General features: G+C 40.4%; 23 protein-coding genes. All 23 read right to left on the bottom strand.

Going from position 1 to position 25,283, the window contains the following annotated elements:
* Positions 1–146 precede the first annotated feature (146 nt).
* Positions 147–1,100, bottom strand: a complete 954-nt coding sequence (gene trxB, locus A4245_RS07635) for a thioredoxin-disulfide reductase (RefSeq protein WP_067727128.1) — start codon at positions 1,098–1,100, stop codon at positions 147–149.
* A gap of 87 nt (positions 1,101–1,187) precedes the next feature.
* Positions 1,188–2,177 carry a tetratricopeptide repeat protein gene (locus A4245_RS07630; protein WP_067727127.1) on the bottom strand — a complete coding sequence of 330 codons (990 nt, stop codon included), beginning with the start codon at positions 2,175–2,177 and terminating at the stop codon, positions 1,188–1,190.
* A gap of 211 nt (positions 2,178–2,388) precedes the next feature.
* A complete protein-coding gene (locus tag A4245_RS07625; protein WP_324609848.1) occupies positions 2,389–4,053 on the bottom strand; it encodes a glycerol-3-phosphate dehydrogenase/oxidase in 1,665 nt (554 codons plus the stop codon).
* Between the two features lie 231 nt (positions 4,054–4,284).
* On the bottom strand, positions 4,285–4,656 hold the full coding sequence (gene dhaM / locus A4245_RS07620) for a dihydroxyacetone kinase phosphoryl donor subunit DhaM (RefSeq protein WP_067727125.1): 372 nt from the start codon (positions 4,654–4,656) through the stop codon (positions 4,285–4,287).
* On the bottom strand, positions 4,656–5,279 hold the full coding sequence (gene dhaL / locus A4245_RS07615; protein WP_067727124.1) for a dihydroxyacetone kinase subunit DhaL: 624 nt from the start codon (positions 5,277–5,279) through the stop codon (positions 4,656–4,658). Before dhaL ends, dhaM begins: the two co-directional genes overlap by 1 nt.
* Before the next feature lie 15 nt (positions 5,280–5,294).
* On the bottom strand, positions 5,295–6,290 hold the full coding sequence (gene dhaK / locus A4245_RS07610) for a dihydroxyacetone kinase subunit DhaK (RefSeq protein ID WP_067727123.1): 996 nt from the start codon (positions 6,288–6,290) through the stop codon (positions 5,295–5,297).
* A 69-nt stretch (positions 6,291–6,359) separates the two neighbouring features.
* Positions 6,360–7,853 carry a glycerol kinase GlpK gene (glpK, locus tag A4245_RS07605; protein ID WP_067727122.1) on the bottom strand — a complete coding sequence of 498 codons (1,494 nt, stop codon included), beginning with the start codon at positions 7,851–7,853 and terminating at the stop codon, positions 6,360–6,362.
* Positions 7,854–7,866: 13 nt separating this feature from the next.
* Positions 7,867–8,697, bottom strand: coding sequence for an MIP/aquaporin family protein (locus tag A4245_RS07600; RefSeq protein ID WP_067727121.1), 831 nt, complete (start codon positions 8,695–8,697; stop codon positions 7,867–7,869).
* A gap of 267 nt (positions 8,698–8,964) precedes the next feature.
* Positions 8,965–9,510 carry a glycerol-3-phosphate responsive antiterminator gene (locus A4245_RS07595; protein ID WP_067727120.1) on the bottom strand — a complete coding sequence of 182 codons (546 nt, stop codon included), beginning with the start codon at positions 9,508–9,510 and terminating at the stop codon, positions 8,965–8,967.
* A 21-nt stretch (positions 9,511–9,531) separates the two neighbouring features.
* Positions 9,532–10,041 carry an acyltransferase gene (locus A4245_RS07590; RefSeq protein WP_067727119.1) on the bottom strand — a complete coding sequence of 170 codons (510 nt, stop codon included), beginning with the start codon at positions 10,039–10,041 and terminating at the stop codon, positions 9,532–9,534.
* 2 nt (positions 10,042–10,043) lie between these two features.
* Entirely contained in the window at positions 10,044–10,679 is a 636-nt protein-coding gene (gene ppaX, locus A4245_RS07585; protein WP_067727118.1) for a pyrophosphatase PpaX, read from the bottom strand.
* Complete coding sequence (locus A4245_RS07580; protein ID WP_067727117.1) at positions 10,654–11,613, bottom strand: nucleoside recognition domain-containing protein; 960 nt, start codon at positions 11,611–11,613, stop codon at positions 10,654–10,656. Before A4245_RS07580 ends, ppaX begins: the two co-directional genes overlap by 26 nt.
* Positions 11,614–11,662: 49 nt before the next feature.
* The gene (gene lgt / locus A4245_RS07575; protein ID WP_067727116.1) at positions 11,663–12,544 is read right to left on the bottom strand and encodes a prolipoprotein diacylglyceryl transferase; all 882 of its coding nucleotides are present in this window, start codon (positions 12,542–12,544) and stop codon (positions 11,663–11,665) included.
* A 12-nt stretch (positions 12,545–12,556) separates the two neighbouring features.
* Positions 12,557–13,495 (bottom strand): HPr(Ser) kinase/phosphatase, encoded by a 939-nt coding sequence (hprK, locus tag A4245_RS07570; protein ID WP_067727115.1) that lies wholly within the window; start codon positions 13,493–13,495, stop codon positions 12,557–12,559.
* 92 nt (positions 13,496–13,587) lie between these two features.
* The gene (locus A4245_RS07565) at positions 13,588–13,947 is read right to left on the bottom strand and encodes a phage holin family protein (RefSeq protein ID WP_067727114.1); all 360 of its coding nucleotides are present in this window, start codon (positions 13,945–13,947) and stop codon (positions 13,588–13,590) included.
* A complete protein-coding gene (locus A4245_RS07560) occupies positions 13,947–14,141 on the bottom strand; it encodes a PspC domain-containing protein (protein ID WP_067727113.1) in 195 nt (64 codons plus the stop codon). Before A4245_RS07560 ends, A4245_RS07565 begins: the two co-directional genes overlap by 1 nt.
* Positions 14,142–14,272: 131 nt before the next feature.
* The gene (gene bshB2 / locus A4245_RS07555) at positions 14,273–14,944 is read right to left on the bottom strand and encodes a bacillithiol biosynthesis deacetylase BshB2 (protein ID WP_067727112.1); all 672 of its coding nucleotides are present in this window, start codon (positions 14,942–14,944) and stop codon (positions 14,273–14,275) included.
* 29 nt (positions 14,945–14,973) lie between these two features.
* Positions 14,974–15,327, bottom strand: coding sequence for a YojF family protein (locus A4245_RS07550; protein ID WP_067727111.1), 354 nt, complete (start codon positions 15,325–15,327; stop codon positions 14,974–14,976).
* A 209-nt stretch (positions 15,328–15,536) separates the two neighbouring features.
* Positions 15,537–18,416, bottom strand: a complete 2,880-nt coding sequence (gene uvrA / locus A4245_RS07545) for an excinuclease ABC subunit UvrA (protein ID WP_067727110.1) — start codon at positions 18,414–18,416, stop codon at positions 15,537–15,539.
* A 7-nt stretch (positions 18,417–18,423) separates the two neighbouring features.
* On the bottom strand, positions 18,424–20,406 hold the full coding sequence (uvrB, locus tag A4245_RS07540) for an excinuclease ABC subunit UvrB (RefSeq protein WP_067727109.1): 1,983 nt from the start codon (positions 20,404–20,406) through the stop codon (positions 18,424–18,426).
* 281 nt (positions 20,407–20,687) lie between these two features.
* The gene (locus tag A4245_RS07535) at positions 20,688–21,902 is read right to left on the bottom strand and encodes a PDZ domain-containing protein (RefSeq protein ID WP_234402374.1); all 1,215 of its coding nucleotides are present in this window, start codon (positions 21,900–21,902) and stop codon (positions 20,688–20,690) included.
* A 214-nt stretch (positions 21,903–22,116) separates the two neighbouring features.
* Positions 22,117–23,586 carry a S41 family peptidase gene (locus A4245_RS07530; protein ID WP_067727107.1) on the bottom strand — a complete coding sequence of 490 codons (1,470 nt, stop codon included), beginning with the start codon at positions 23,584–23,586 and terminating at the stop codon, positions 22,117–22,119.
* A 233-nt stretch (positions 23,587–23,819) separates the two neighbouring features.
* Complete coding sequence (locus A4245_RS07525; RefSeq protein WP_067727106.1) at positions 23,820–25,271, bottom strand: murein hydrolase activator EnvC family protein; 1,452 nt, start codon at positions 25,269–25,271, stop codon at positions 23,820–23,822.
* Positions 25,272–25,283 lie beyond the last annotated feature (12 nt).

The following is a 25,283-nucleotide window of genomic DNA, read 5'->3' as shown; positions in this document are numbered from 1 at the left end:
GGTGACATGCACCTGTGCAATAAACTAATTTATCTATTAAAAGGGGGTCAATTAGTTAGTTATAGTGTACCCCATTTATATTTCGAGCGTATTACAGTGCCGTTAAAAAGCAATTACTAATAGTAAATTTTTTTACACATTTTTTATTATTTTTTTGCTGCCTTCTGTTCTTCAGCCAGGTCTTCCACATATTTTATTGCGGCCTCGGCTGCAATGCTTCCGTCACCGGTTGCTGTCACAATTTGTCGAAGTGTCTTCTCTCGTATATCTCCTGCAGCGAAAACCCCTGGGATGCTTGTTTCCATATGCTCGTTTGTCGGAATATATCCTTCTTCATTGGTAATACCGAGTGATTTGAAAGGTTCGCTTAGTGGAACCATGCCAATGTAAATAAAGACACCATCCGCTGCAAAATCATATACCTCACCCGTATTTTTATTTTGAAGGGTCACACTGCTCACTTTTCCTTCAGGTCCATTGATCTTATTGATCACTGTGTCCCAGATAAACTCGATCTTTTCATTATCAAAAGCGCGTTGCTGAATGATTTTTTGGGCACGAAGTTCATCACGTCGGTGAACAATCGTTACTTTATCAGCAAAACGGGTTAGATAGATTCCTTCCTCAACCGCTGAGTCCCCTCCGCCGATGACGACAAGGTTCTTCTGTTTGAAGAAAGCCCCATCACAGACAGCACAGTAAGAAACACCACGGCCTCCAAGCTCTTCCTCACCTTCGATTCCAAGCTTTTTGTACTGTGCACCAGTTGTAATGATTAGAGATTTCGTTTTATACTCTTTACTGCCAGCAATAATTGTTTTGTAATCTCCATGGTCAATAACCTCTTTTATATCTCCATATGCGTACTCAGCGCCAAATTTTTTGGCATGGTCAAACATTTTATTGGAAAGGTCCGGTCCTAAAATATTGTCGAATCCTGGATAGTTCTCCACATCTTCTGTATTTGCCATTTGTCCACCCGGGATACCACGTTCCAGCATAAGTGTATCCAGACTTGCCCGGGATGCATAAACGGCTGCCGTCATTCCTGCAGGTCCGGCCCCTGCTATAATTACATCATACATACGTTCTTCGGACATTTAAACCGCCCCTTTAAATCTAATTATTTTTAAACTACACTCAGTTTATAAAATCCTTTAGCTTACGTCTATCTTTCTGCTCAGAAGCTATACCCATGGCCCTTCCTCTTTGGATAGCTTCGGATGTCTTTTGCACCCTTCTTCCCATAAAGCAAGTGCTTTTCCTGGATCACCGTTCTGAAAGGCCGCAATACTGTACCATTTAAAATACGATAGATGACTGGACACTTTTTCTTTCGGAATCATACGAAAGCGCGAATAGGCTTCCTTATAGATGCCAGTTCTTGCCAATGTAATGGCAATACGCAGTTTTTGCTGGTCAAGAATAGGATATATATTTAGTAATGCCTGACTATGATTTTCATATTCCTGTTTCATACCCTTTTCATAATAATACAGCGCCAAATTAATATGGCTGTAAAGAGAACTTGGATCTTCCTCTAATATTTCCTCTTCCATATCAATTGCTTCCTTCTCACGTCCGGTAAAGAAAAGCGCTTGTGTATAATCGTGTTTCGCCATACGATGCTCCGGGAAAATCGTCATCATTTCTTCTATTATAGGAATTGCTTTTTCCCATTCCATATTTTCCAGGTGATAAAAGGCTGTTTCCTGATAAATCAATAGTTCATCTTCATCATCCAGATTCCAGTCCTCATCGTCTTCTTCATCAATATCTATCATTTCCAGCAGACTTTTTGCTTCTTCACTGAAATCCCCGTCAGGTTCTTTTTCAAGATATGAATCTGCATATTTTTTGGCATCACTCAATAAACCTAGATGCGCGTAATTATTTGCTATCAGGTAATAACAATCAATATAATCACTTGACTGCAAAACACTTGTCAAGAGCTGATTTGCAGCATGATACGCCCCGATTTCAGTATATATGATCGACATTTGGCATTTATACAATGGGTCTTCAGGCTTCATTTCAGTCGCTTTTTTCATCCATTTTATTGCTATATCAAATTTTCGTTTTTGAAAAGCTTCTACACCTTTAGTAAAGTAAAAATCACCTTCAGGAATAAAAGGGATAATGTTATTTGTTTTGACTTCCTTATCTTTTAAGTGCATAAATATCCCCCTAAATTCGCAACATTCGTCAAAAGTATACCATATATTTATACCTATTAATATAGGATTGGAAGAAATTTGAAATGAACTTGTAAAAGTAAGAAAACTTTATGCAAGCGTCATGTTCCTTATTTACTTTCGGTCCAGAACACGAATAACACATCAAAAAAAGCCAACCGATAGGGATTGGCTTTTCTTTATCGTATTAAACTTATTTGATTGGCGTTACAGCCTCGTGCATTAGTTGCGTCAGCTCAGCTGAATAATCTTCCTTTTGTTTATTCGTCCATTTCAGGGTTTTCGCCATATAGTCAATCACCTGCTGTTGGTGCTTTTTAACCCAGTCTATGTCGAAAAATAATGCCCCTGTTCTTCTTATAAAGAAATCGGCGGGTTTATATGCAAGCTCATAATCAATCGCATAGTTTAATTCAGTCAGCACGTATGGATCAATCATTTCCTTATTGGCCTCATCTTTTATCGCTTGAAATATCCCAAACACTATCGCCGTATTGGAACCGTAGCGCTGGACAATTTGAGCAGCCTTTTCGGAATCCATTCCCAAGCGAATGCCTTCTTTTATTTTTTGATCTTTGTATTTTTTAAACCCTTGTGAGCCACCAACAGCACCACCGGAAATGGGAAGCTGCTTTGTTTCGCTTTTGGAATACAGAATTCCCTTTTCTGCTTTTAATTGATCTGCAATCGTATCCACTGCCTGTTCTGCCATTTTCCGATATCCGGTAAGCTTCCCGCCAGCCATGGATAACAGACCTGTATCTGAAATGAATATTTCATCTTTTCGTGAAATCTCACTCGGGCTTGCTGCGCTTTCCTCAGCAATAAGCGGGCGCAGTCCAGCCCAGCTTGAATCTATATGTTCAGCTGTGAGTTCAAGTGTGGGAAACATATAATGAATGGCATTGAGCAGATAATCCCTGTCCTTTTCAGTCATCACTGGGTTGGCTATATCACCATCATAGGTTGTATCAGTTGTACCGACATACGTTTTATCATCACGTGGAATGGCAAATATCATCCTGCCATCCGGTGCATCAAAGTAGATTGCCTGCTGTAAAGGAAATACATCTTGTTTAAAAACCAAATGTACACCTTTTGTTAAATGTAATGTTTTTCCGTAATTGGAACCGTCCATCTCCCTAACCTGATCCACCCATGGGCCACATGCATTAATAATTTTTTTTGCCCTGATTTCGTGTTTCTCACCACTTATCGCATCCTCAATAATTACTCCACAAACTTTATTTGATTCATCATATAGAAGTTCGTTTGCCCTTGCATAATTAACCGCATGTACACCATGCTCCACTGCTTTCTTCAATACTTCGATAGTTAGTCTCGCATCGTCCGTTTTGTATTCCACATAGAATCCAGCACCCCGCAGATTATCTTTTCTCAGGAGCGGTTCCCTTTGCATCACCTCTTCAGGCTTGAACATTAACCGGCGCTCATCCTTTTTTACGCCAGCCAGAAAATCATAGACACGCAGACCAATATTCGATGTGAATGGACCAAGGGTACTCCCTTTGTAAAATGGAAGAAGCATCCATTCAGGTGTTGTGACGTGGGGACCATTTTCATATACAATCGCACGTTCCTTCCCAACTTCAGCAACCATTTTCACTTCAAATTGCTTGAGGTAACGCAATCCTCCGTGCACGAGTTTCGTCGACCGACTTGATGTACCGGCAGCAAAATCCTGCATTTCCACTAAGCCTGTTTTCAAACCTCTGGTCGCAGCATCCAATGAAATTCCCGCTCCAGTAATACCTCCCCCAATCACTAACACATCCAATGTTTCGCCTTTCAACTTTTCCAATATATCATTTCGTTTACGGCTTGAGAATAAAGTCAATTTCATACAACTCCCTTATCTTTTGTCTTTCACATACTTTTAAGTATATTTACCCTGTTTCAAGCACAATCATGTAATGGGAGAAACAAAAAACCGCAAACATACCAGTACACAATTGCACTAGTGGTTTGCGGTTACTCCATTTCTCCGTCCAAAAATTATTAACTTAAATTAATTATAGCATATCTATATTTATACGTACAGTAACTAATTTCTCAGAATAGCGGTTGGTTAAAACGATTTTTTCACTGCTTCATAGACCTCCAACAAATTTTTACCCATTCCTGATTCTACCGCTGCCACATAAGAGCCCTCTACCAATGGGGCGTCCACTATCTTTGTTGTACTTTTTTCGTCCATTTCAATTGCGATTTCAGCATTCATCTTTGCGCTTCCAATGTCATAAAAAAGAACAACGCCTTTTCCTTCATCTGCAGTTTTGATTGCATTTACAATTTTATCAATACTTGTTCCAATTTCACCCTCTTCCGTACCACCTGCTAATTCAATTGGAACATCCGCTATAACCTCGCGAATAAGTTCTTTAATACCTTCAACTATTTTTGTACTATGCGATATTAAGACAATTCCCACTCGTCCCATTACTTTTCACCTTCCTGCAATACTTCCGCTAAAGCTTCGAAAATATAATAAGAAGATGCAGCCCCTGGATCGATATGGCCAATGGAATTCTCCTTAAAATAGGAGGCTCTTCCCTTAGTTGCCATGATTTCCTTCGTGTTTTCCATGGCTGTCCGGGATTCATATAATAGCTCATCCGGCTGAAAATCATTCTCTCTTTTAAAGAAATCTACAACAGGCGACCATACATCTATCATTGTCTTCTCGCCAGCCGTTGATTTCCCCCGATGTTTGACACCTTCCAGTGCACTCTCTAGACCAAGTGTGAACGTTTCAAAATCGACTGATTCTTTAACTTTGACAGCCGTTGAGAATCTCAAAAATGCTGTACCGAATAACGGTCCAGAAGCACCACCCACTTTGGACATTAATGTCATGGCAGCATCTTTTAGCACCTCGGAAACTGTACCGTACTCTTTTGCAGAAAGTTTGTTTACTACTTCTTCAAATCCCCTGGCCATATTAATGCCATGATCACTATCCCCTATTACTTGGTCCAATGAAGTTAAATATTCTTTATTTAATTTTATTTTTTCATTTATTTTTTCAAACCATTTAATAGCATCTTCTACTTTAATTTCCACAATTAACCTCCTATCTTAGGAACGAAAAGCTACTGCCTCTGAGGGAGCGTCGAGTAATTGTTTAAGTTCATCATCCAGCTTTAATATGCTTACTGAACAACCTGTCATCTCGAGAGCTGTCATAAATTCCCCAACATACGTTTTATAAATACGTATTCCTTTTTCTGTAAGAATTTCATTCACTTTATTATTAATAATATATAGTTCCATTTCCGGAGTTGAACCTAATCCATTAATCATTACAGCAACCTCGTCCTCTTCATTTATGTTTATATCACCCAGAATCCTATCCGTCAATTCTCCGGCAATCTTATCAGCTGAAGTTATCGACTTTCTTTCAATACCGGCTTCACCATGAATACCAATACCTATTTCCATTTCATCCTCAGCAAGCTTGAAACTTGGTTTTCCGGCTGCCGGTACAGTACATGGCGATAGAGCCATTCCCATGGAACGAACATTCTTTACTACTTTTTCAGCTACGCTTTTCACTTCTTCCAGTGAAGCACCCTTCTCCGCTTTAGCTCCTGCTATCTTATGAACAAACACCGTTCCAGCGATTCCTCTTCTTCCGATTGTATATGAACTATCTTCCACGGCAACATCATCATTGACTATTACTTTTTCAACTTTAATATCTTCAGCTTCGGCTAATTCTGCCGCCATTTCAAAATTGAGAACATCGCCTGTATAATTTTTTATAATCAGAAATACACCATTACCACTGTTTACTGCTTTAATTGCTTCAAAAATTTGATCTGGCGTAGGTGAGGTAAATACTTCACCAGTTACTGCAGCATCAAGCATTCCTCTCCCTATATACCCTGCATGCGCAGGTTCATGACCACTACCCCCGCCGCTAATCAATGCTACTTTGTTTACAACCGGTGCATCACTTCTTACAATTACTGCTGTATTTGGAATCTGTCTTAAATCATGGGGATAGGCAGCAATCATTCCATTTATCATGTCATTTACTACATTGTTTGGATCATTAATAATCTTTTTCACGACAATCACGCCTCCAGTAATTAATTTACCTATTAGAATAGGCAAAATCATATCTAATTCTATATGAAACTATTTAAACGACCTTGTTGAAGCTACCGCTTTTTGCCACCCTGCATATAATTCTTTACTTTGCTCATTGTCCATTTCGTTCGTAAATGTCCGTTCGTTCAACCATTGTTTCGCAATTTCGTCTTTATCTGCCCAATAACCAACAGCTAATCCTGCAAGATATGCTGCACCTAATGCCGTTGTTTCCTGCACTACCGGTCGATCGACAGGAACACCGAGAATATCACTCTGGAACTGCATTAGAAAATTATTTTTTACAGCACCGCCATCTACTCGCAATGTTTTTAAATCGATGCCAGAATCAGCAATCATTGCATCCAAAACATCTTTTGTCTGATATGCAAGTGACTCCAACGTCGCACGGATAAAGTGGTCTTTTGTTGTACCTCTCGTTAATCCAAAAATTGCTCCCCTTGCATCACTATCCCAGTAAGGAGTGCCCAGTCCCACAAACGCAGGTACCATATACACACCATCTGTAGAGTCTACCTTTGTTGCAAAATCTTCGCTTTGTGGACTTGTTTCAATTAGCTTCAGTCCATCGCGCAGCCACTGAATAGCAGATCCTGCCACAAAAGTACTGCCTTCCAATGCGTATTCTACCTTACCATCTACTCCCCATGCTAATGTAGTTAATAAACCATGATTAGACTGGACAGCTTTTTCACCGGTATTCATTAGCATGAAACATCCAGTGCCATACGTATTTTTAGCCATCCCTTTTTCAAAACAAGCTTGACCAAACAGTGCCGCTTGTTGATCTCCGGCAATACCTGCAATTGGAATCTCATGTCCGTAAAAATGGTATCCTACCGTTCTCGCATATACTTCAGAGGATTGTCGAACCTCAGGCAGCATGCTCTTGGGAACTGTTAACAACTCTAATAATTCTTCATCCCACTCTAAATCATAGATATTAAACAGCAATGTCCTGGAAGCGTTGGAATAATCGGTCACATGTGTCGTCCCTCCCGAAAGCTTGTAAACTAGCCAGCTATCAATTGTGCCGAATAATAGATTACCATTCTCAGCCTTTTCTCTTGCTCCTTCCACATTATCAAGAATCCATTTAACCTTCGTCCCAGAAAAGTATGGATCAATCAACAAACCTGTTTTTTTTCTTATTAAGTTCTGATGGCCTTCTTCATTTAGCTTTTTACAAATCTCTTCCGTTTGACGTGATTGCCAGACAATTGCCTTATAGATTGGTTTACCAGTATTTTTATCCCAAACCACCGTCGTCTCGCGTTGGTTCGTAATACCAATCCCAGCAATCTGACTTGGATCAATATCAGCCTTGCGTAATACATCAGCTATGCAAGCCAAAACAGAAGTCCATATTTCATTTGCATCATGTTCTACCCAGCCAGGCTTAGGGAAGAATTGTTCAAATTCCTTTTGTGCAGTCTCCACGATTTTCCCATCGTGATTAAATAAAATTGCCCGTGAACTTGTTGTACCTTGATCTAAGGATAAAATAAATTTTTCTGTCATTTTAAAATTCCTCCTATACGATTTTTTTGTTTACTTTGTCTGCAGTTGTTTCACCTTTTTTAAGCTCCACATTTACTGCTCCAATTAAAAGTATGATAATTAATGCACTTAATACCCAAAACAGTACCGAAATATTTCCTAAAAAGATTGCCTGATAAAATACAGCTCCATATATACCACCAATAATTGGACCAACAATAGGAATCCATGCATATCCCCAATCCGAAGCTCCCTTTCCCGGTATTGGAAGAAGGGCGTGTGCAATTCTTGGACCAAGGTCACGTGCCGGATTAATGGCATACCCTGTTGCTCCTCCCAGAGACATTCCAATGGCAACAATTAAAGCACCAACAATCAAGGGATTTAAACCCTCTGTGAATTCATTGGCACCGATGAACAAGAGCCCCATTACAAGGATAAATGTACCAATTATTTCACTAATTAAATTGGAAAAAGGACTTCTTATAGCTGGGTCCGTTGAAAATACTGCCAATTTTGCACCTTGATCCTTGGTTTCCTTCCAATGTGGTAAATAATTTAAAAATACAATCACTCCTCCAATAAAAGCACCAATCATTTGAGCGCTAATATAAAGTGGAACTTTTCCCCAAGGAAATTCACCGACAGAAGCAAAACCTAATGTTACAGCAGGGTTGATATGTGCTCCTGAAAATTTACCTACTGCATAGACCCCCATTGTAACTGCAAGCCCCCATCCAATGGTGATAACGACCCAACCAGCACCTTCTGCTTTCGTATTTTTTAATACGACTCCTCCGACTACCCCACTCCCAAAAATTATAAGTATCATCGTCCCAATCAACTCAGCTAAAAACTCAGACATCAAAAAAACCTCCCCTGATTTTTTATCAATCTTGGTGAATAAGAAAAGACCCACACCTCAATAACGTACACTCTCATAAGAGGACGATTGAAATGTGGGTCTCCATGTCTCCACCACTGATTAACTTATTCCTTATTTTACCTTAGTATGAAAGCGTTGTCAATAAAGATTTAATCATCTTTTATATTTCTATCTTTAGCTATTTCATTCAATCCAACAATTGCTTTCCTCAAGCCTAATTTATAACCCTCCACCTTCAGATAAAGTCTAGAACTTCCAAAGGCTCTTATTCGATGTGGAAACCGCTACAGCACCAGCTTGCATTGCTGCTTGCAATTCTGCATCACTTTTTATCAGTCCGCCTGCTATTATTGGAATACTTGTTTCCTGACTGATTTGTTCGATAATTGTAGGCATGAGGCCTGGCAATACCTCTATACAATCTGGTTTTATCTTTTCTATCAGCTTTAAATTGTGATCAAGAGCTAGGCTATCCAGAAGAAAGATACGCTGAATGGCTAAAAGCTTATGTTTTTTTGCCAGATTAATAACATTACCTCTAGTAGATAATATACCGTCGGGTTTAACTTCACGGATTAAAAACTCTACCCCAAATTCGTCCGATTTTAACCCTTGTATTAAGTCAAAGTGAATCAAAACCTTCTTATTGGCTTTCCTGGTATATTCCACCAGACTTTTTATCTGAACAAGCCTCGATTCGAGAATTATAATCGTGTCATGGCTAGTTTCCAATGCTTTGTCAAAGTCTTTCATTTTCCTTATTGCGGGCAATATCCCGGAAGGTATATCCATTTATATCACCTACCTTTTCACTCAATCTAAATCCCGCTTTTCCATTTCTTCCTTCGTATAGATCAATCGCATTGGATTGCCGCCAACGAACGCACCAGGAGGAACATCTTTATGTACAAGTGTTCCAGCCGAAATAATTGCATGATCACCAACCGTTATACCAGGCAATATGGTTGAATTTGCTCCAATCATTACTTCGTCACCAATGATAACTTCACCAATACGATATTCTTTTATTAAATATTCGTGGGCCAAAATTGTTGTGTTATAGCCAATAACACAATTTCGGCCTACGGTAATTTTTTCAGGAAACATAATATCTGGCATAACCATTAATGCGAATGATGTCTCATCTCCAACCTGCATTTTCAAAAAGGTACGGTATAACCAGTTTTTCGCACTTAAAAATGGGGTGTACCTGGCAAGCTGAATTACAATGAAGTTTTTGACAACCTTCCAAAACGGAACAGTCTTATATATCTGCCATAATGAATTAGCTCTACTCACCTTATATCTTTCCGTTCGCCGCATTGTTATACACCTGCAATTTTTAGAAGGTCTGACATTTTTTCAAGCATGTAAGTGGGATTGTATTTCAATAATCTTTCTTTTCCTTTGAGGGACCATGCTACTCCTGCTGTTTGAATACCGGCATTTTTTCCCGATTCGATGTCATGATAATTATCTCCTACCATCAATGTTGTCTTTGGATCAGCATCCAATGCCAGCATCGCTTTTAGCACAGGTTCCGGATGCGGCTTTGGATGTGTTACATCATCCAGGGCGACAATCGTATCAAAGTAGCTTTCCAGACCTGTCAGCTTTAACCCCATTTTTACAGTCGGTGACATTTTAGTCGTTACAATTCCAAGCTTTATATGGTTTGTTTGTAATTGTTTTACCGTTTCCACAACGTCAGGAAATGCTGTGACATAATTATCATGCTCGGCCAAGTTGTGTTCTCTGTAAGTGGATATCATGCGATCAGCTTTTAATGGATCGATCTTCTGAAAGGTTTCAACTAGTGGCGGGCCATTGAACTCAAGAATTTCTTCTTGTGTAAACGTCAAATTATAATGGTCAAATGTATGCTGAAAAGATGCATTGATCAATTCGTTTGTATCGATTAATGTACCGTCCAGATCAAAGAGTATTGTACGAATGCTCATGTCGGGCTTCCTTTCTTTTCTTACTTTCTTTTCTGTTCCAGACATATGCGATAATCATTGTCAGGAGAATAGCTGTTAATAAACGTATAATAAGCAATGGCAATACCGGTATACCCAGTGGTATGAATACAAGTGTATCCTCGACAACTGCGTGACAGGCTACAAGGAAAATCATTGCAAGATACATATCCTTCTTCGATACACCGTCTTCTTTCACCGCCTGAATCATTAAGCCTGCACCATAGGCCAGTCCGATCGTTAATCCGGCAACCATTGTCATGGATGCATTTTTATCCATACCAAGGACTCTAAGAAACGGTGCAAGCTTATTGGACATAGCTGACAGCCAGCCGAGCTCGCGCATGTATTGCATTACGATCATCAAAGGGATAACAATCAATGCAAGCTGGAATATTGCAAGCAAGGCTGTTTGCATACCATGTAACACTATTTCCACCCAGCCAGTCAACACAACTTCCGTAGATGAAACGAAGCCGTATTGGGCCATTTCAGCCCCGCCGTTCCATACAAGATTAATGATGGAAGCCGCTATCAATGCCAGTCCGATCCGAACACCGATAATAACCCACCACTTAACACCGACCTTCGTTGCCACAGCTGACTCTACAAACAGATTATGTGAAAAGGAAAGCATGATTGCCAGAATGAATACTTCCTTCACTGTAAATTCGAATGATATGATTGCTGCAATTCCTGCATATAAATTAAGTGTATTTCCGAGAACCAAAGGGACTGCCGCTTCTCCCGGCAAACCAATCAGTCCCATGATAGGAGCCAATAGATCAATTACCCATGGCAATAATGGTGTGAATTGTAAAATCGTAACAATCAGGGTAATTGGAAAAATAACTTTTCCCAAGGTCCAGGTTGTTTTTAAACCCTGCTGCAGACCCCGGTTTAAAATTTCGGACATTTTTATACCTCGCTTTCAAATCCACTTCACACTTAAAATAAAGAGGTTACTATTTTTTCTTCTTTTTCCTCTTTTTCTTTTTCTTAGCGTTATTGGACTTCTGTTTTTCAGGAACAGGAACTTCATTATACCGTACTGCAGTCGTCCTACGACGGTAAATGATAAAAATCACAGACGCTACTATAGACAATACGGAAATTAACTGTGCTGTCCTGATTTCTCCAAACACATAAAGACTGTCTGTACGGAGCCCCTCTATATAGAAACGGCCAATGGAGTATAGGATAGCATAGCTTAAGAATATTTCTCCACGCAGCGGGTTATATTTTCTAAGCAAAATAAGCAGTATGAACACAATGATGTTCCAGGTAGATTCATATAAAAATGTCGGATGATACATGACACCATCAATTGTCATCTGGTTCATAATAAAGTCAGGTAAATATTGATGAAAACTTTCATATGTAGATTGAGAAATCGGACCACCATGTGCTTCCTGGTTCATAAAATTACCCCAGCGCCCAATAGCCTGCGCCAGAATCAGGCTTGGAGCGACAATATCAGCAAGCAGCCAGAACGGCACATCCCTTACTTTGGAAAACACAATCGCTGTCAATACACCACCGATAATGGCTCCGTGTATTGCAATCCCGCCTTCCCAAATCGCAAAAATACTCCACCAAGGCCCGTCTGCATATCGCTCCCATTCAAAAGTGACATAGTATATCCGCGCAAATATAATTGCAATTGGAACGGCAAATACGATGAAGTCAATCAGCAAGTCCTTCTGCAGACCTAACCGATCGGCTTCCTTTGTCGCCAGATAAACCCCAAGGAAAGCTCCGAAGGCTATAATGACACCATACCAGTAAATTGTAAAAGGTCCTAATTCAAGAAATACCCTGTCTAAAGCCGGTGCACTGTATAACAAAAATAATCCCTCCTAATATTCGTCTTTTTGTTCATGTTCGATCATGGTTGTTAACCGTTCCGAAAATTCCTCTGCTGCATTGACACCCATTCGTTTCAGACGGAAATTCATCGCTGCTACTTCAATGATGACAGCAAGGTTTCTTCCGGGTCGCACAGGAATGGTTGCTTTCGGCAGGTATACATCCATAATCTTCATTGTATCTTCATCCAAACCGAGACGGTCATATTGTTTTTTCTCGTCCCAGTTCTCCAAATTGATTACAAGAGAGATTCTTTTCTTGCTTCTTACTGATCCGGCCCCAAATAGTGTCATTACATTAATAATACCCAAGCCACGGATTTCCAGTAAGTGTTCAATCAATGGAGGCGAATTACCAATCAGGCTATCGTAATCTTCCTGGCGAATCTCAACACTATCATCAGCGACTAGACGATGTCCTCGTTTGACAAGCTCCAGGGCTGTTTCACTTTTACCAACACCGCTTTGCCCAATAATTAGTACACCGACACCGTAAATATCGACCAATACACCATGGATTGCTGTAAATGGTGCAAATTTGGCTTCCAGATAATTGGTTAGCCTGCTGATTACGCGAGTTGTTTTTCTTGGAGAGTGCAGTATCGGAACACCAGACTTATTCGACTCTTCCTTCAATACTTCAGGGATATCCATCCCTCTTGAAACAACAATGCCAGGTGTGATATCTGTACAAAGATTTTTCGCACGATCTCTTTTCTGTTCATCGGTTAAATCAAGGAAGTATGTCATTTCGGTCTTACCGATTAGTTGCAGTCGTTCTTTCGGATAATATTTAAAATAACCTGTCATTTCAATACCAGGCCGTGAAATATCACTAGTTATGATTTCTCTGTTAATTCCGTCTTCACCAGATACCAGGGTCAGATTAAAATTTTCCAGTAAATCTTTTGTCCGGACTATTCCTGCCATATTAACTTCCTCCTAATTCATCGAACTGGAAACATATCTGATATACATTTTAGCACACGCCAAGAAAAAAACGTAGGCATGAGCCCACGTTTTTAGCCTTTTAATGAATCTTTTATCAAGCTGTTCAAAAGCATGCTTATTAAGGAAATGACAATTGATGCGATAATTGCCATACCAAAACCATCGATTACAAAAGAAGATCCTATCAGCGCCTGGGCTATCATTAATGTAATGGCATTGATTACAATCAAAAACAACCCAAGTGTGAGAATCGTAATTGGCAATGTCAATATAATCAGGATTGGCTTAACCAGTATATTCAATATGGCTAAAATAAAGCTGGCAAGCAAGGCGGTTCCAAAGCCCTTCAATTGAAAGGAGTCAAATAACTGCGCTACAGCGATCAAAGCAACGGCGTTTAAAACGAGTGATACAATCCACCTCAATAGCATCAGTAAATCTCCTCATCCTTAGGAATAATTACAGCAGCTACTAAATACACCAGTGCAAAGGACATAAAGCTGGGGATCAGCAATATCACAAAAATCAGCCTTAAAATGGTTGCATCCACATTAAAATACTCCCCAAGACCACCAAGCACTCCTGAAACCATTTTATTTGAAGTTGAACGATATAACCGTTTCATCCTACCATCCTCCTTACTCTTTTTGTTTTTCCCTAATTCTCCTACGCTATAAACATATATACGTTTAAGATTGTAAAAAAGTTTCTTTAATCTTAAAATTCCCCTGCAGATTTTTCTGCAGGGGAATCAGATTATTCTTCAAAATTCCATGTGTAAAAATGTTCCGTACTGAAGCGTCTTTTGATTTCCTCCTGGACTTCACTTTCCAGCTTATCTGCCTGTTTAAATTGGCCTAAAACCCCTGCTGCCTGTGATGCGTGGCAAAAGATCGCTTCCATTTTCTTTTCAAAATAATCGGTTATATCATTGATGATATCCGGTTTGCCAAGCACTTCCAAATAGTTGTTCGAAATTGCCTGTGTCCAAACGACCGGGCGCTTTTCTGAATCCATCAAGCGAACAGCCTCGATTGCAGCTGCTCCGAGCGCATTATGATCCGGGTGTACTGCATGGTCAGGATAATGTGTAATTACGAGACTCGGCTGAATTTCTTCAAGAATCTGTTTTAAATGCTCCGCAACTTCCCCACGGTCTTCAAATTCCAAAGTTTTATCTCGGTATCCAAGCATTTTTAAGTCCATATCAAGTACATTGCACGCATTGATTAGTTCCTTTTTTCTTATTTCCGGCAATGATTCCCTGTTCGCAAAAGCCGGGCTGCCCATATTTCTTCCCATTTCCCCCAAAGTTCCGCATAAATATGTTACAGGTACACCCTGTTCACGGAATTTGGAAACTGAACCCGCTGCACCAAACGATTCATCATCTGGATGTGGGTAAATTACTACAACATGCTTTTCCATTATATCTTCACCTATTTTCATTCTTTAATTTAATAGTTAAAAGGAGTTTCACTGATTTCCAAAGAAACCATCAATCTTCCTTCACGATCGTGTCCCGCAAGCAATAGCTTCGTACCTTCATACATTTCCCAGTCAGTCAGACCCTCCGCGTAAATCCAGCCCATTTCCATTTTCAGACCTGCACGGTAAACCTTCCCATCGCCAACCAACTTAGCCTGATTGAAAACTACATTCGCATTTCGTATGTAAGCTCCCACATTATATGCCTTCTCATTAAAATGACTCGCATACGCACCGTTCGTTGTTTCCAAATGAACATAAACGTTTTTATTTGTAAAATCGTCCAAAACCTGCTGGACTTTTTCTGATTCGATTGGTTTCATGTATATGTTCCTCCCACTAAACTGCTTATTTAAATGTACCTAATGGCAAGGCACTCGTCAAGGTGCCTGTCACTCCCCGAATTTTGTCGAATTTTATATGAAAAGACAGGAGGCGTTGTATGCTTCCTGTCTTTTCATTTGCAGATAAGGCAGGATAGTACTCCCTTATCTGCATAAGAGCAAACAAAAACCTAGGCAAATACTCTAATTTATTTGGTGCTGACTTTTTCTTTTTCTGCCAACCTTTTTTCCATTCGCTTACGGTCACGCTCAAGAATGGATTTTAAATATTTACCTGTATAGGAAATATCCGCTTTTTGTGCAATCTGTTCAGGTGTTCCGGTTGCGACAATCTCTCCACCTTTATCTCCGCCCTCTGGCCCAAGGTCAATGATGTGGTCTGCACTTTTGATTACGTCCAGATTATGTTCGATAATCAATACAGAATCCCCATTGTCTACAAGACGCTGCAAGACGATAAGCAGCCGTTTTATGTCATCTGCATGAAGTCCTGTCGTCGGTTCATCCAAAATATAAAATGATTTACCGGTAGATCGTTTATGAAGCTCACTTGCCAGTTTAACTCGCTGTGCCTCTCCACCTGACAGCGTTGTAGCCGGCTGGCCCAGCTTAACATAGCCTAGACCTACATCAAAGAGGGTTTGCACCTTGCGCTTTATCTTAGGAATAGATGCAAAAAAGTCCACTGCCTCCTCAACCCGCATATCGAGTATATCCGCAACACTTTTCCCTTTGTATTTCACTTCCAATGTCTCACGATTATAGCGTTTACCGTGGCACACTTCGCATGGAACATAGACATCCGGCAGAAAATGCATCTCAATCTTAATAATACCGTCACCACGGCATGCTTCACAGCGTCCACCCTTAACATTAAAACTGAAGCGCCCTTTTTTGTAACCCCTTATCTTTGCCTCATTCGTTTGGGAGAACAGATCGCGAATATCATCAAATACACCAGTATAGGTGGCAGGGTTTGACCTTGGCGTTCGTCCAATCGGGGACTGATCAATATCGATGACCTTTTCGATATGTTCAATTCCCTTTATCTTTTTATGCTTACCTGGCTTGTGTCCTGCTCGATTCAATGTTTTGGATAAATATTTATAAAGTATCTCATTTATGAGTGTACTTTTGCCAGAACCGGACACACCTGTCACCACTGTCATTAAACCAATGGGGATTTTAACCGAAACATTTTTCAGGTTATTTTCCGCCGCTCCCAAAATCTCAATTTTCCTTTTGTCTGCTTTTCGGCGAGTGGTTGGGACAGGAATAAAATCCTTACCTGATAGATACCTTCCAGTTAATGAATTTTGGTTTTGCATGACTACATCTGGCGGATCATTTGCAATGATCTCTCCACCGTGTTCTCCAGCTCCAGGTCCAATATCAATAAGCCAATCTGCTGCAAGCATTGTGTCTTCGTCATGCTCCACAACAATTAAAGTATTATCGAAATCACGCATCCTTTTTAATGTTTCGATCAGTCGATCGTTATCACGCTGATGCAGTCCAATTGATGGTTCATCCAATACGTACAAGACACCCGTTAATGCCGACCCAATTTGGGTTGCCAACCTGATTCGCTGGGCTTCCCCACCTGAAAGCGTTCCTGCTGAGCGGGATAACGTGAGGTAATCCAGTCCAACATTATCAAGGAATTCCAAACGATTAGCAATTTCCTTCAAAATCATTTTGGCAATCTGTTGTTCCTTTTCAGTTAGCTTTAAATTTTTGAAGAATGCAACGGCCTCTGTAACAGAAAAATCGGTTACATTGCTTACATGTAATCCATCAATCAATACTGCACGTGCTTCTTCTTTTAGACGATGGCCTTTACATGTTGGGCAAGCTTTTTCTGCCATATATTTCCCTAATGTTTCACGAGTGAAATCAGAGGAAGTTTCCTTATGGCGACGTGCTATATTATTGAGCACACCCTCGAAAAGTATGTCACTGCTATGTGGTCTGCCGAAATCATTGACATAATGAAAGTGAATTTTTTCCTTCCCGCTTCCATACAAAATTTTATTCATTTTATCTTCTGGTATATCTTTAACCGGTATATTCATATCAATATCATAATGCTCACAAACACTCTTTAGCAATTGAGGGTAATATTGTGAACTGATCGGCTCCCAGGCAGCGATCGCATTTTTTTTCAATGTCTTGTCCCAGTCAGGGATAACCAGATCAAGGTCCACTTCCAATTTTGTTCCGAGACCATCACAGCTTGGACATGCCCCAAACGGACTGTTGAAGGAAAAAAGCCGCGGTTCCATCTCGCCAATGGAGAAACCGCATATCGGACACGCATGATTTTCACTGAAAGTCAGCTCTTCCTGACCAATGATATCTACAATGATTTTTCCCTTTCCTAATTGCAGTGCTGTTTCCATTGAGTCACTCAACCGTCCGGCAATACCTTCCTTGACGACGACACGATCAATGACAACCTCAATTGAATGCTTTTTGTTCTTCTCAAGCTTAATTTCTTCGGATACCTCACGCATTTCATTGTCAACGCGAATACGAATATAGCCTTCCTGTCTCAATTTCTCAATTAGTTTAACATGCTCGCCTTTTTTACCAGAAATAACAGGTGCAAGAATCTGCAGCTTTGTTCTTTCCGGATATTCAAGTATACGGTCAACCATTTGCTGAACGGTTTGGGAACTGATTTCGATCCCATGCTTCGGACATGTGGGATGTCCAATTCGTGCATATAATAAACGGAGGTAATCATATATTTCCGTAACTGTTCCCACTGTTGACCGCGGATTTTTACTCGTCGTTTTCTGATCAATTGAAATAGCTGGCGACAGACCTTCAATCACATCTACATCCGGTTTGTCCATCTGACCAAGAAACTGCCTTGCATAGGCGGAAAGAGACTCCACATAGCGGCGCTGCCCTTCTGCATAAATCGTATCAAATGCAAGGGAGGATTTTCCGGAACCAGATAAGCCTGTAAGCACGACAAGCTTGTTTTTCGGTATTTCAATATCTACATTTTTGAGATTATGGGCTCGCGCACCCTTTATACTGATTGATTTACTGGGCATACAAAGTTCATCCTTCCGCTTTTAATTCAAATATGACATCGCGAAGTTCTGCTGCTTTTTCAAAATCAAGCGACTTTGCAGCACCCTTCATTTCTTTCTCCATCTGTTCGATTAATTTTTCCTTTTCCTTCTTCGTCATCTTCTTCAGACTCTTTGATTTACCTTCATACTTTTCCTCTTCTTCCGCTGCAATGGTTGCTTTGATGACATCTCGGACTTCTTTACGAATCGTTTTCGGGGTAATGCCATGCTTTTCATTGTAAGCCTTTTGAATGGATCTTCTCCTTAATGTCTCATCTATTGCCAACTGCATCGAGTTGGTGATTTTATCTGCATACATGATAACTCTTCCATTTTCATTCCTTGCTGCCCTGCCCATTGTTTGGATCAAGGAACGTTCAGACCTTAAGAACCCTTCTTTATCTGCATCAAGGATTGCAACAAGCGACACTTCCGGAATGTCCAGACCTTCACGAAGCAGGTTAATTCCAATCAGCACGTCGAATTTTCCGACACGGAGATCGCGAATTACTTCAATACGCTCCAGTGTTTTTATTTCTGAATGCAAATAAGCAACCTTTATGCCAATTTCCTTCAGGTAATCGGTAAGATCTTCAGACATTTTCTTCGTCAGCGTCGTCACCAGCACCCGCTCATTCCGATCAGTACGTTTATTGATTTCTTCTATTAGATTATCAATCTGACCATCAATCGGACGAACTTCAATTTCGGGATCAAGCAATCCGGTAGGCCTGATGATCTGCTCCGTCATTTCCGGATTATGTTCCAGCTCATATGGTCCCGGAGTTGCTGACACATAAACAAGCTGCTTCGTTTTCTCTTCAAATTCCGCAAATTTCAATGGACGGTTGTCCATCGCTGAAGGAAGTCTAAAGCCATGATCCACGAGAACTTGTTTTCTTGCCTGGTCTCCATTGTACATTCCCCTGATTTGTGGAAGCGTAACATGGGATTCATCGATCACGACAAGAAAATCCTCCGGAAAGAAATCAATCAAAGTATAGGGCGTCGCTCCTGCTTCCCGAAGCGTCAAATGTCTGGAGTAATTTTCAATGCCTGAACAAAATCCCATTTCACGCATCATTTCCAAATCATAGTTTGTACGCTGTTCCAGACGTTGTGCTTCCAAAAGCTTATTATTCCCACGTAATTCCTTCAATCTTTCCTCCAGTTCCTTCTCTATGTTGTTAATCGCTATTTTCATCTTTTCCTCACCGGTTACGAAGTGGGATGCAGGGAAAATAGCAACATGCTCACGATCGCCGATGATTTCACCGGTCAAAGCATCAACTTCCCGTATTCGGTCAATCTCATCTCCAAAAAACTCCACCCGAATACAGCGTTCTTCCCTTGAAGCAGGTATGATTTCTACAGAATCTCCCCGAACGCGAAAGGTACCCCGTTGAAAGTTAATATCATTTCTTGCATATTGGATGTCCACAAGGTCGCGTAGCAATTGATCCCGGTCCTTTTCCATACCCATCCGAAGTGAAAGCACCTGATTGCGATATTCTTCCGGATTACCCAAACCATATATACAGGAAACACTCGCAACGATTAAAACATCATTCCTTTCGAATAGTGCAGATGTTGCCGAGTGACGCAGTTTATCGATTTCATCGTTGATGCTTGCATCCTTTTCGATAAACGTATCCGTTGACGGCACATATGCTTCCGGCTGGTAGTAATCATAATAGCTGACAAAATACTCGACAGCATTATTCGGGAAAAACTCTTTAAACTCACTATACAACTGACCTGCCAATGTTTTATTGTGGGCAATGACCAATGTCGGACGGTTGATCTCTTTAATAACATTGGACATCGTAAATGTTTTTCCTGTACCAGTTGCTCCCAGCAATGTCTGGTGCCGCTGACCTGCAAGAACCTTTTCTGTAATGTCCTTTATCGCATTAGGCTGATCGCCTGCAGGTTCATATTGTGAAACCAATTCAAATTTATTTTTCACAGAAACTGCCTCCGTTCCTTTCAATCGTGATTCTACTATCTCTAATTATATATGTTAACATAAAAACGAACAAGTATTCGTTTTTATGTTTTGACAGACAGGAATGTATAAACTTCCCACCCTGCATAGGTTTGAACTAAGGCTATCACCGAAAGGCTTGGTGACAACTAAGTTTTCTAATATCTCTTTCCTATAATACCCATAAATCACCAGAGAAAATCATATCCCCTTTTCATAGAGTCCCCAGGTAAAAAGCCAAAAGCAACCATCGATATGGTTGCTCAGCCTGTTTCTCTTTTGGATTTTTTCTGTCGGTAAGGAGGTCTTGAGAATAATAGCCCCAATTCATGATGATCTCCCTCATAAAAAGCTCCTTGGACAAAACGGACTTCTTGTTGATCATCGAGTACTTCCAGCTTAAAGAAAGCTCCACTGCCCTGCAGCGCTCGATAGAATTCTGCCTCTGACGAAACCTTTTTGCCATTCACCTTAGTAATCGTTTCTCCAGGGAAAATCTCCAATCTTGCAGCAGGCGATGCTGGAAGTATCCCTATCACTTTTATACCCACTCCCAACGGTTGGAAAAAGGGTCTGCGCAGCCTGTCCCCGACACGGTATTTATAATTCAGGTACTCTTTCCCTATAACCGCCAAAACAATTGCTACAACGGATAGAATGGGAAGATATATGCTACCGGCAGCTATAAGAATGATTCCAGCCCCCAACAGACCATTAAACTTTGAAATCTTTCGGGTTGCCTGCATTGGGGAATGCCCTTTTGCCAAGTAATCAAAGCCAATCAAAAAAGGAACGAGTACGATGCTAAACGAAGATTCCCCTATTGAAAAATAGGGCCACCAAGGTGCAAACGATGTAATTAATCCGCCTGGAACAAGGACGAAGATTGGAATCATGCTTAACTTCCTGATTCGGTGCTGACCTACCCAAATCCCACGGTCACTTCGTGCAATTCCTGGATATGTTTCATTCCGTTTCACGCTGCCGATCAGGATTGATTCCACAATGAGCATAAAACCAACGAATATGGACAAACTCGCCAGTACGTTAAAATCAAAGTTCAAAGTAAGATTTATATCGATAATCGTTTGATTTTCCAAAAGAAACGGTAAGAAGAAAAGCAGTAGAAAAGTTATTCCTACCGTATAGCTTGGGGAGAGCAAGGTAAAGCGAAATGTAATGCTCAAAAGAAACATAATGATAGCCAGCATAGCTATCATTTCATAAGTGAAGACCATTCCTGCCGCTATACTGACAATCGAAATGATCAGCCCTGAAATCAACGATATGCCCCATGTGTTTTTCCATTCTGAAAATAAATCAAATACTTTGGATCCGAAATCAAGCCTTTCCAGCTTTATCCGTCTGTAGCCTGCTATGACTACTAGCAGGATTGTCCAATACACTAAAGGGTTTAAAAAGAATCTTCCTATCCCTTTTGCAAGTTCGATTAGCCACGCTTCTGCCAAACCATTCACCTTCTTTGTTATCTGATGACCATCCAGTATAATATTCGATAGTTATCTGTTATTTTCCTGCTTTTTCTATTAGAAGATTTGTCTTATCGCCTAGCCTTGATTTCCACTTTCTAAATCTTTACTTTCAACCGCCAAAAAACTAAATCAAAATCCACGGGCAGTACCCGTGGATTCTAGTATATGAGCTTTGCATACATTTCAAAGCTTGTTGCTGTTATTGATATAGCTCTTCCAAAGCTTTATCCATCTGCCGATCATCATCCCCGTTACGGATTTTTTCAATTAATTGCGTTTCAATTAACCCAGCAGTTTCCTGATCCACTTCACCGGTAGCAGACAAATCATTATCCGATTGGAATGATTTTACTGCTTCTTCCGTCTTATCACTGAAGTAACCGTCTGTGCGTCCTGTGTCATAACCTAAACCTGAAAGCATTATTTGCATGTTTGCAATATCCTCACCAGTCTGATCGTAAGCGAAAGGTTCTTCAGCCTGAATCGGATATGTGTAATAATACTCCGGTTGCTTTACTTCAACGGTTGGCTCGACACCTGTCTCATTGATCCACTCACCACTCGGAGAAAGCCATCTATAGGTTGTCAGCTTAATCGAACTGCCATCACCAAGTGGGACGGCCTGCTGAACGGTACCCTTTCCATAGCTTGTTTCGCCTACAATATCATAACCAAGTTCCTTAAGGGCAACCGCGAGTATCTCGGAAGCTGATGCACTGCCTTCATTAATCAGAACACTTACTGGATAATCCTTTTCCTCAGGTAACTCTGAGTAATATTCGACCTTCTCTCCATTACCGTCTTCAATTTGGATATATGGAATATTTTCCGGAACAAACAATGAAAGTATTTCCTCTGCAACATTCAGCAGTCCACCAGGATTACCTCTGACATCTATTACAAGTCCTTCAATGCCTTCACTTTCCATTTTTGTTAGCTGTTCATTGAATTCATTGAACGTATTCTCGGAAAAATTAGTGACTTCCAGAATTCCTGTTGATTTGCCATCTACCGTTTCCGTCCTGCTATATACCGTTTCTACCGGTATTTCATCACGAACAATCGTCACATCAAATGGACCGCTTACCCCTGAACGCTGAATTTGCAGTACTACTTCCGATCCTTTTTCTCCGCGAATCTTGGCAACTGCTTCATTTAGATTCAATCCTTCCAAACTTTCCCCGTCAACTGACAATACTTGGTCATTTGGACGTAATCCCGCCTTTTCTGCAGGTGAATCTTTGATCGGTGTAACAATGGTTACCAAACCATTAACCATGCTCACTTCAGCACCAATGCCTTCAAAAGACGATTCAATCTGGTCATTGAACTGGTCTACGGTTTCAAGATCCATATAGGAAGTATGCGGATCTTCCAGTGTAGAAAGCATCCCTTCAATGGCTCCTTCTATTAGTTGACTATCGTCGACTTCTTCCAGATAATTTTGTTTAATTAAACCGTATGCTTGAGAGACTTTATTCAAGTCACCAGAAAGGTCGGAAACTTCTTCTCCGCCACTGGTATCTGCATTACTCTGTAACGATTCCGGCTTCTGTACTGTATTCGGCTGATCTGGTTGAGCAATTTGTATTCCGGAATATGCTCCGATAAACCCCAAAAACAGGGAAGCGACCAGGATTAATATAATTTGTGACTTTTTTAGATTCATTTTTCCACCTCTATTTTCTGATGCTATGTATGAGTATATGATCCAATCAAAAAGTTTACGAATAGTAAGCAAGCATATCGACTCATTATCTTTTCTGCTTTTTGAAAAAAACTTATAACAAAAGGATAACATTATATTTTAGCAATGACCATGGTTTTATCCTATGCGATTTATTAGGTGAAAGAATAGATAAAAGAAAAGGCATACCGCGATGGGTAATGCCTTTATTATAATTAGTTTATATAATTCGCTGGGTTAACCGGATTTTTATAACCGCCCGGGTGTATTTCGAAATGCAGATGGGTTGCTGTCGACGTACCAGTAGATCCCATGATTCCAATCTGCTGTCCCTGGCTTACAGTCTGTCCAGATGAAACCGAAATGCTGTTAAGGTGTGCGTATAAAGTCGTATATGTCTTTCCATCAATCACATGCGTGATCATTACTGTTTTACCGAAACCACTCATTGTAGTCGCAGTAGAAACCACTCCACTTGCTGATGCTTTAATTACTGAATCAGCAGGACCTCTTGTCCCAAAATCCATTCCATTATGCGGTTTTACCACATTATGTACTGGATGCAGACGGTTCGGATTGAAAGAAGATGTTGTTGGACCACTTGTAGGTCTGATAAACTTTGCGTTCCCGGCTGGTGCAGAAGCAGTACTTCCTGCACTTGCAGTTGAATTGGAGCTTGAGCTTGAAGCTGCTGCAGCTTCTTTTTCTGCTGCTTCTCTCGCAGCTTTTTCTTGTGCTGCCTTTTCCCGAGCCGCTTCTTCCCTTGCTAACTGCTCCAGATTACCTTTTTTAGCTTCATATTGCTGCATGGCAACTTTAATCGCTGCTTCCTGATCGCTTAAAACTTGCTGTTCTTCTTCCACACTCAGTTTGTATTCCTCCAGCTCACCATGTTCTACTTCCAGCTGAGCCATTAACGTTTCTTTCTGAGCCATCTGCTCATCCAGTTTATCTTTCAGTGCAAGAAGCTCTTGTTTTTGGTTTTCCAGTGATCTCTTCTTATCTTCCACTGCAACCTTTTTAGTTTCAACTTCTGTTTTGCTTGCCTCTACTTCTTCTTTGTTTCCTTCCAGAGCTATCTTATCTGCAGTCTGTGCTTCCATGATTGTTTTATCCTGATCCATAATCGTGTTTACTGCAGTGGTTCTGCTGATAAAATCACCAAAGCTGTTTGCACCAAAGATTACCTCGATATATTTCATGTCTCCGCCACTTTGCTGTATTGCACGAAGTCTCTCTTTAAGCAATTCATCTCGCTTTGCGATTCTATCTTCGAGGATTTCGATTTCTTCTTTCAATTCTTCAATTCTATCATTTAACTCGTTTATTTTATTTGTCAATTCATCAATTTCATTATTTGTTTCCGTAATTGCATTTTCTTTTGCACTGATATCATTTGTGGTTTTTGAGAGTTCCTCGTCAATTGAGTTTATTTCCGACTCAACGGTACTCTGCTGTTTTTCGTTTTCCCCTAGTTTGCTGTCAGTATCTTTTTTTGAATCTTCAAGTTTGTTTTTCTCGTTTTCTACTTTTCTTCTCTCTTCTTCCTGCTCTTGAATCTTCTTTTCAAGATCACTAATTGATTGAGCTGAAACGGAGCCCATTCCAGCAGGTAAGGTTGTCAATATTAAAACAGCAATTAAAATAACCGATGCTAGCTTTTTCAATCGTATTTCCCC

The sequence above is a fragment of the Oceanobacillus damuensis genome, assembly GCF_001618145.1.
GTDB classification, from domain to species: Bacteria; Bacillota; Bacilli; order Bacillales; family Amphibacillaceae; genus Oceanobacillus; species Oceanobacillus damuensis.
Note: the sequence above shows the minus strand (reverse complement) of the source record. Positions and strands in the feature narration are given on the sequence as shown.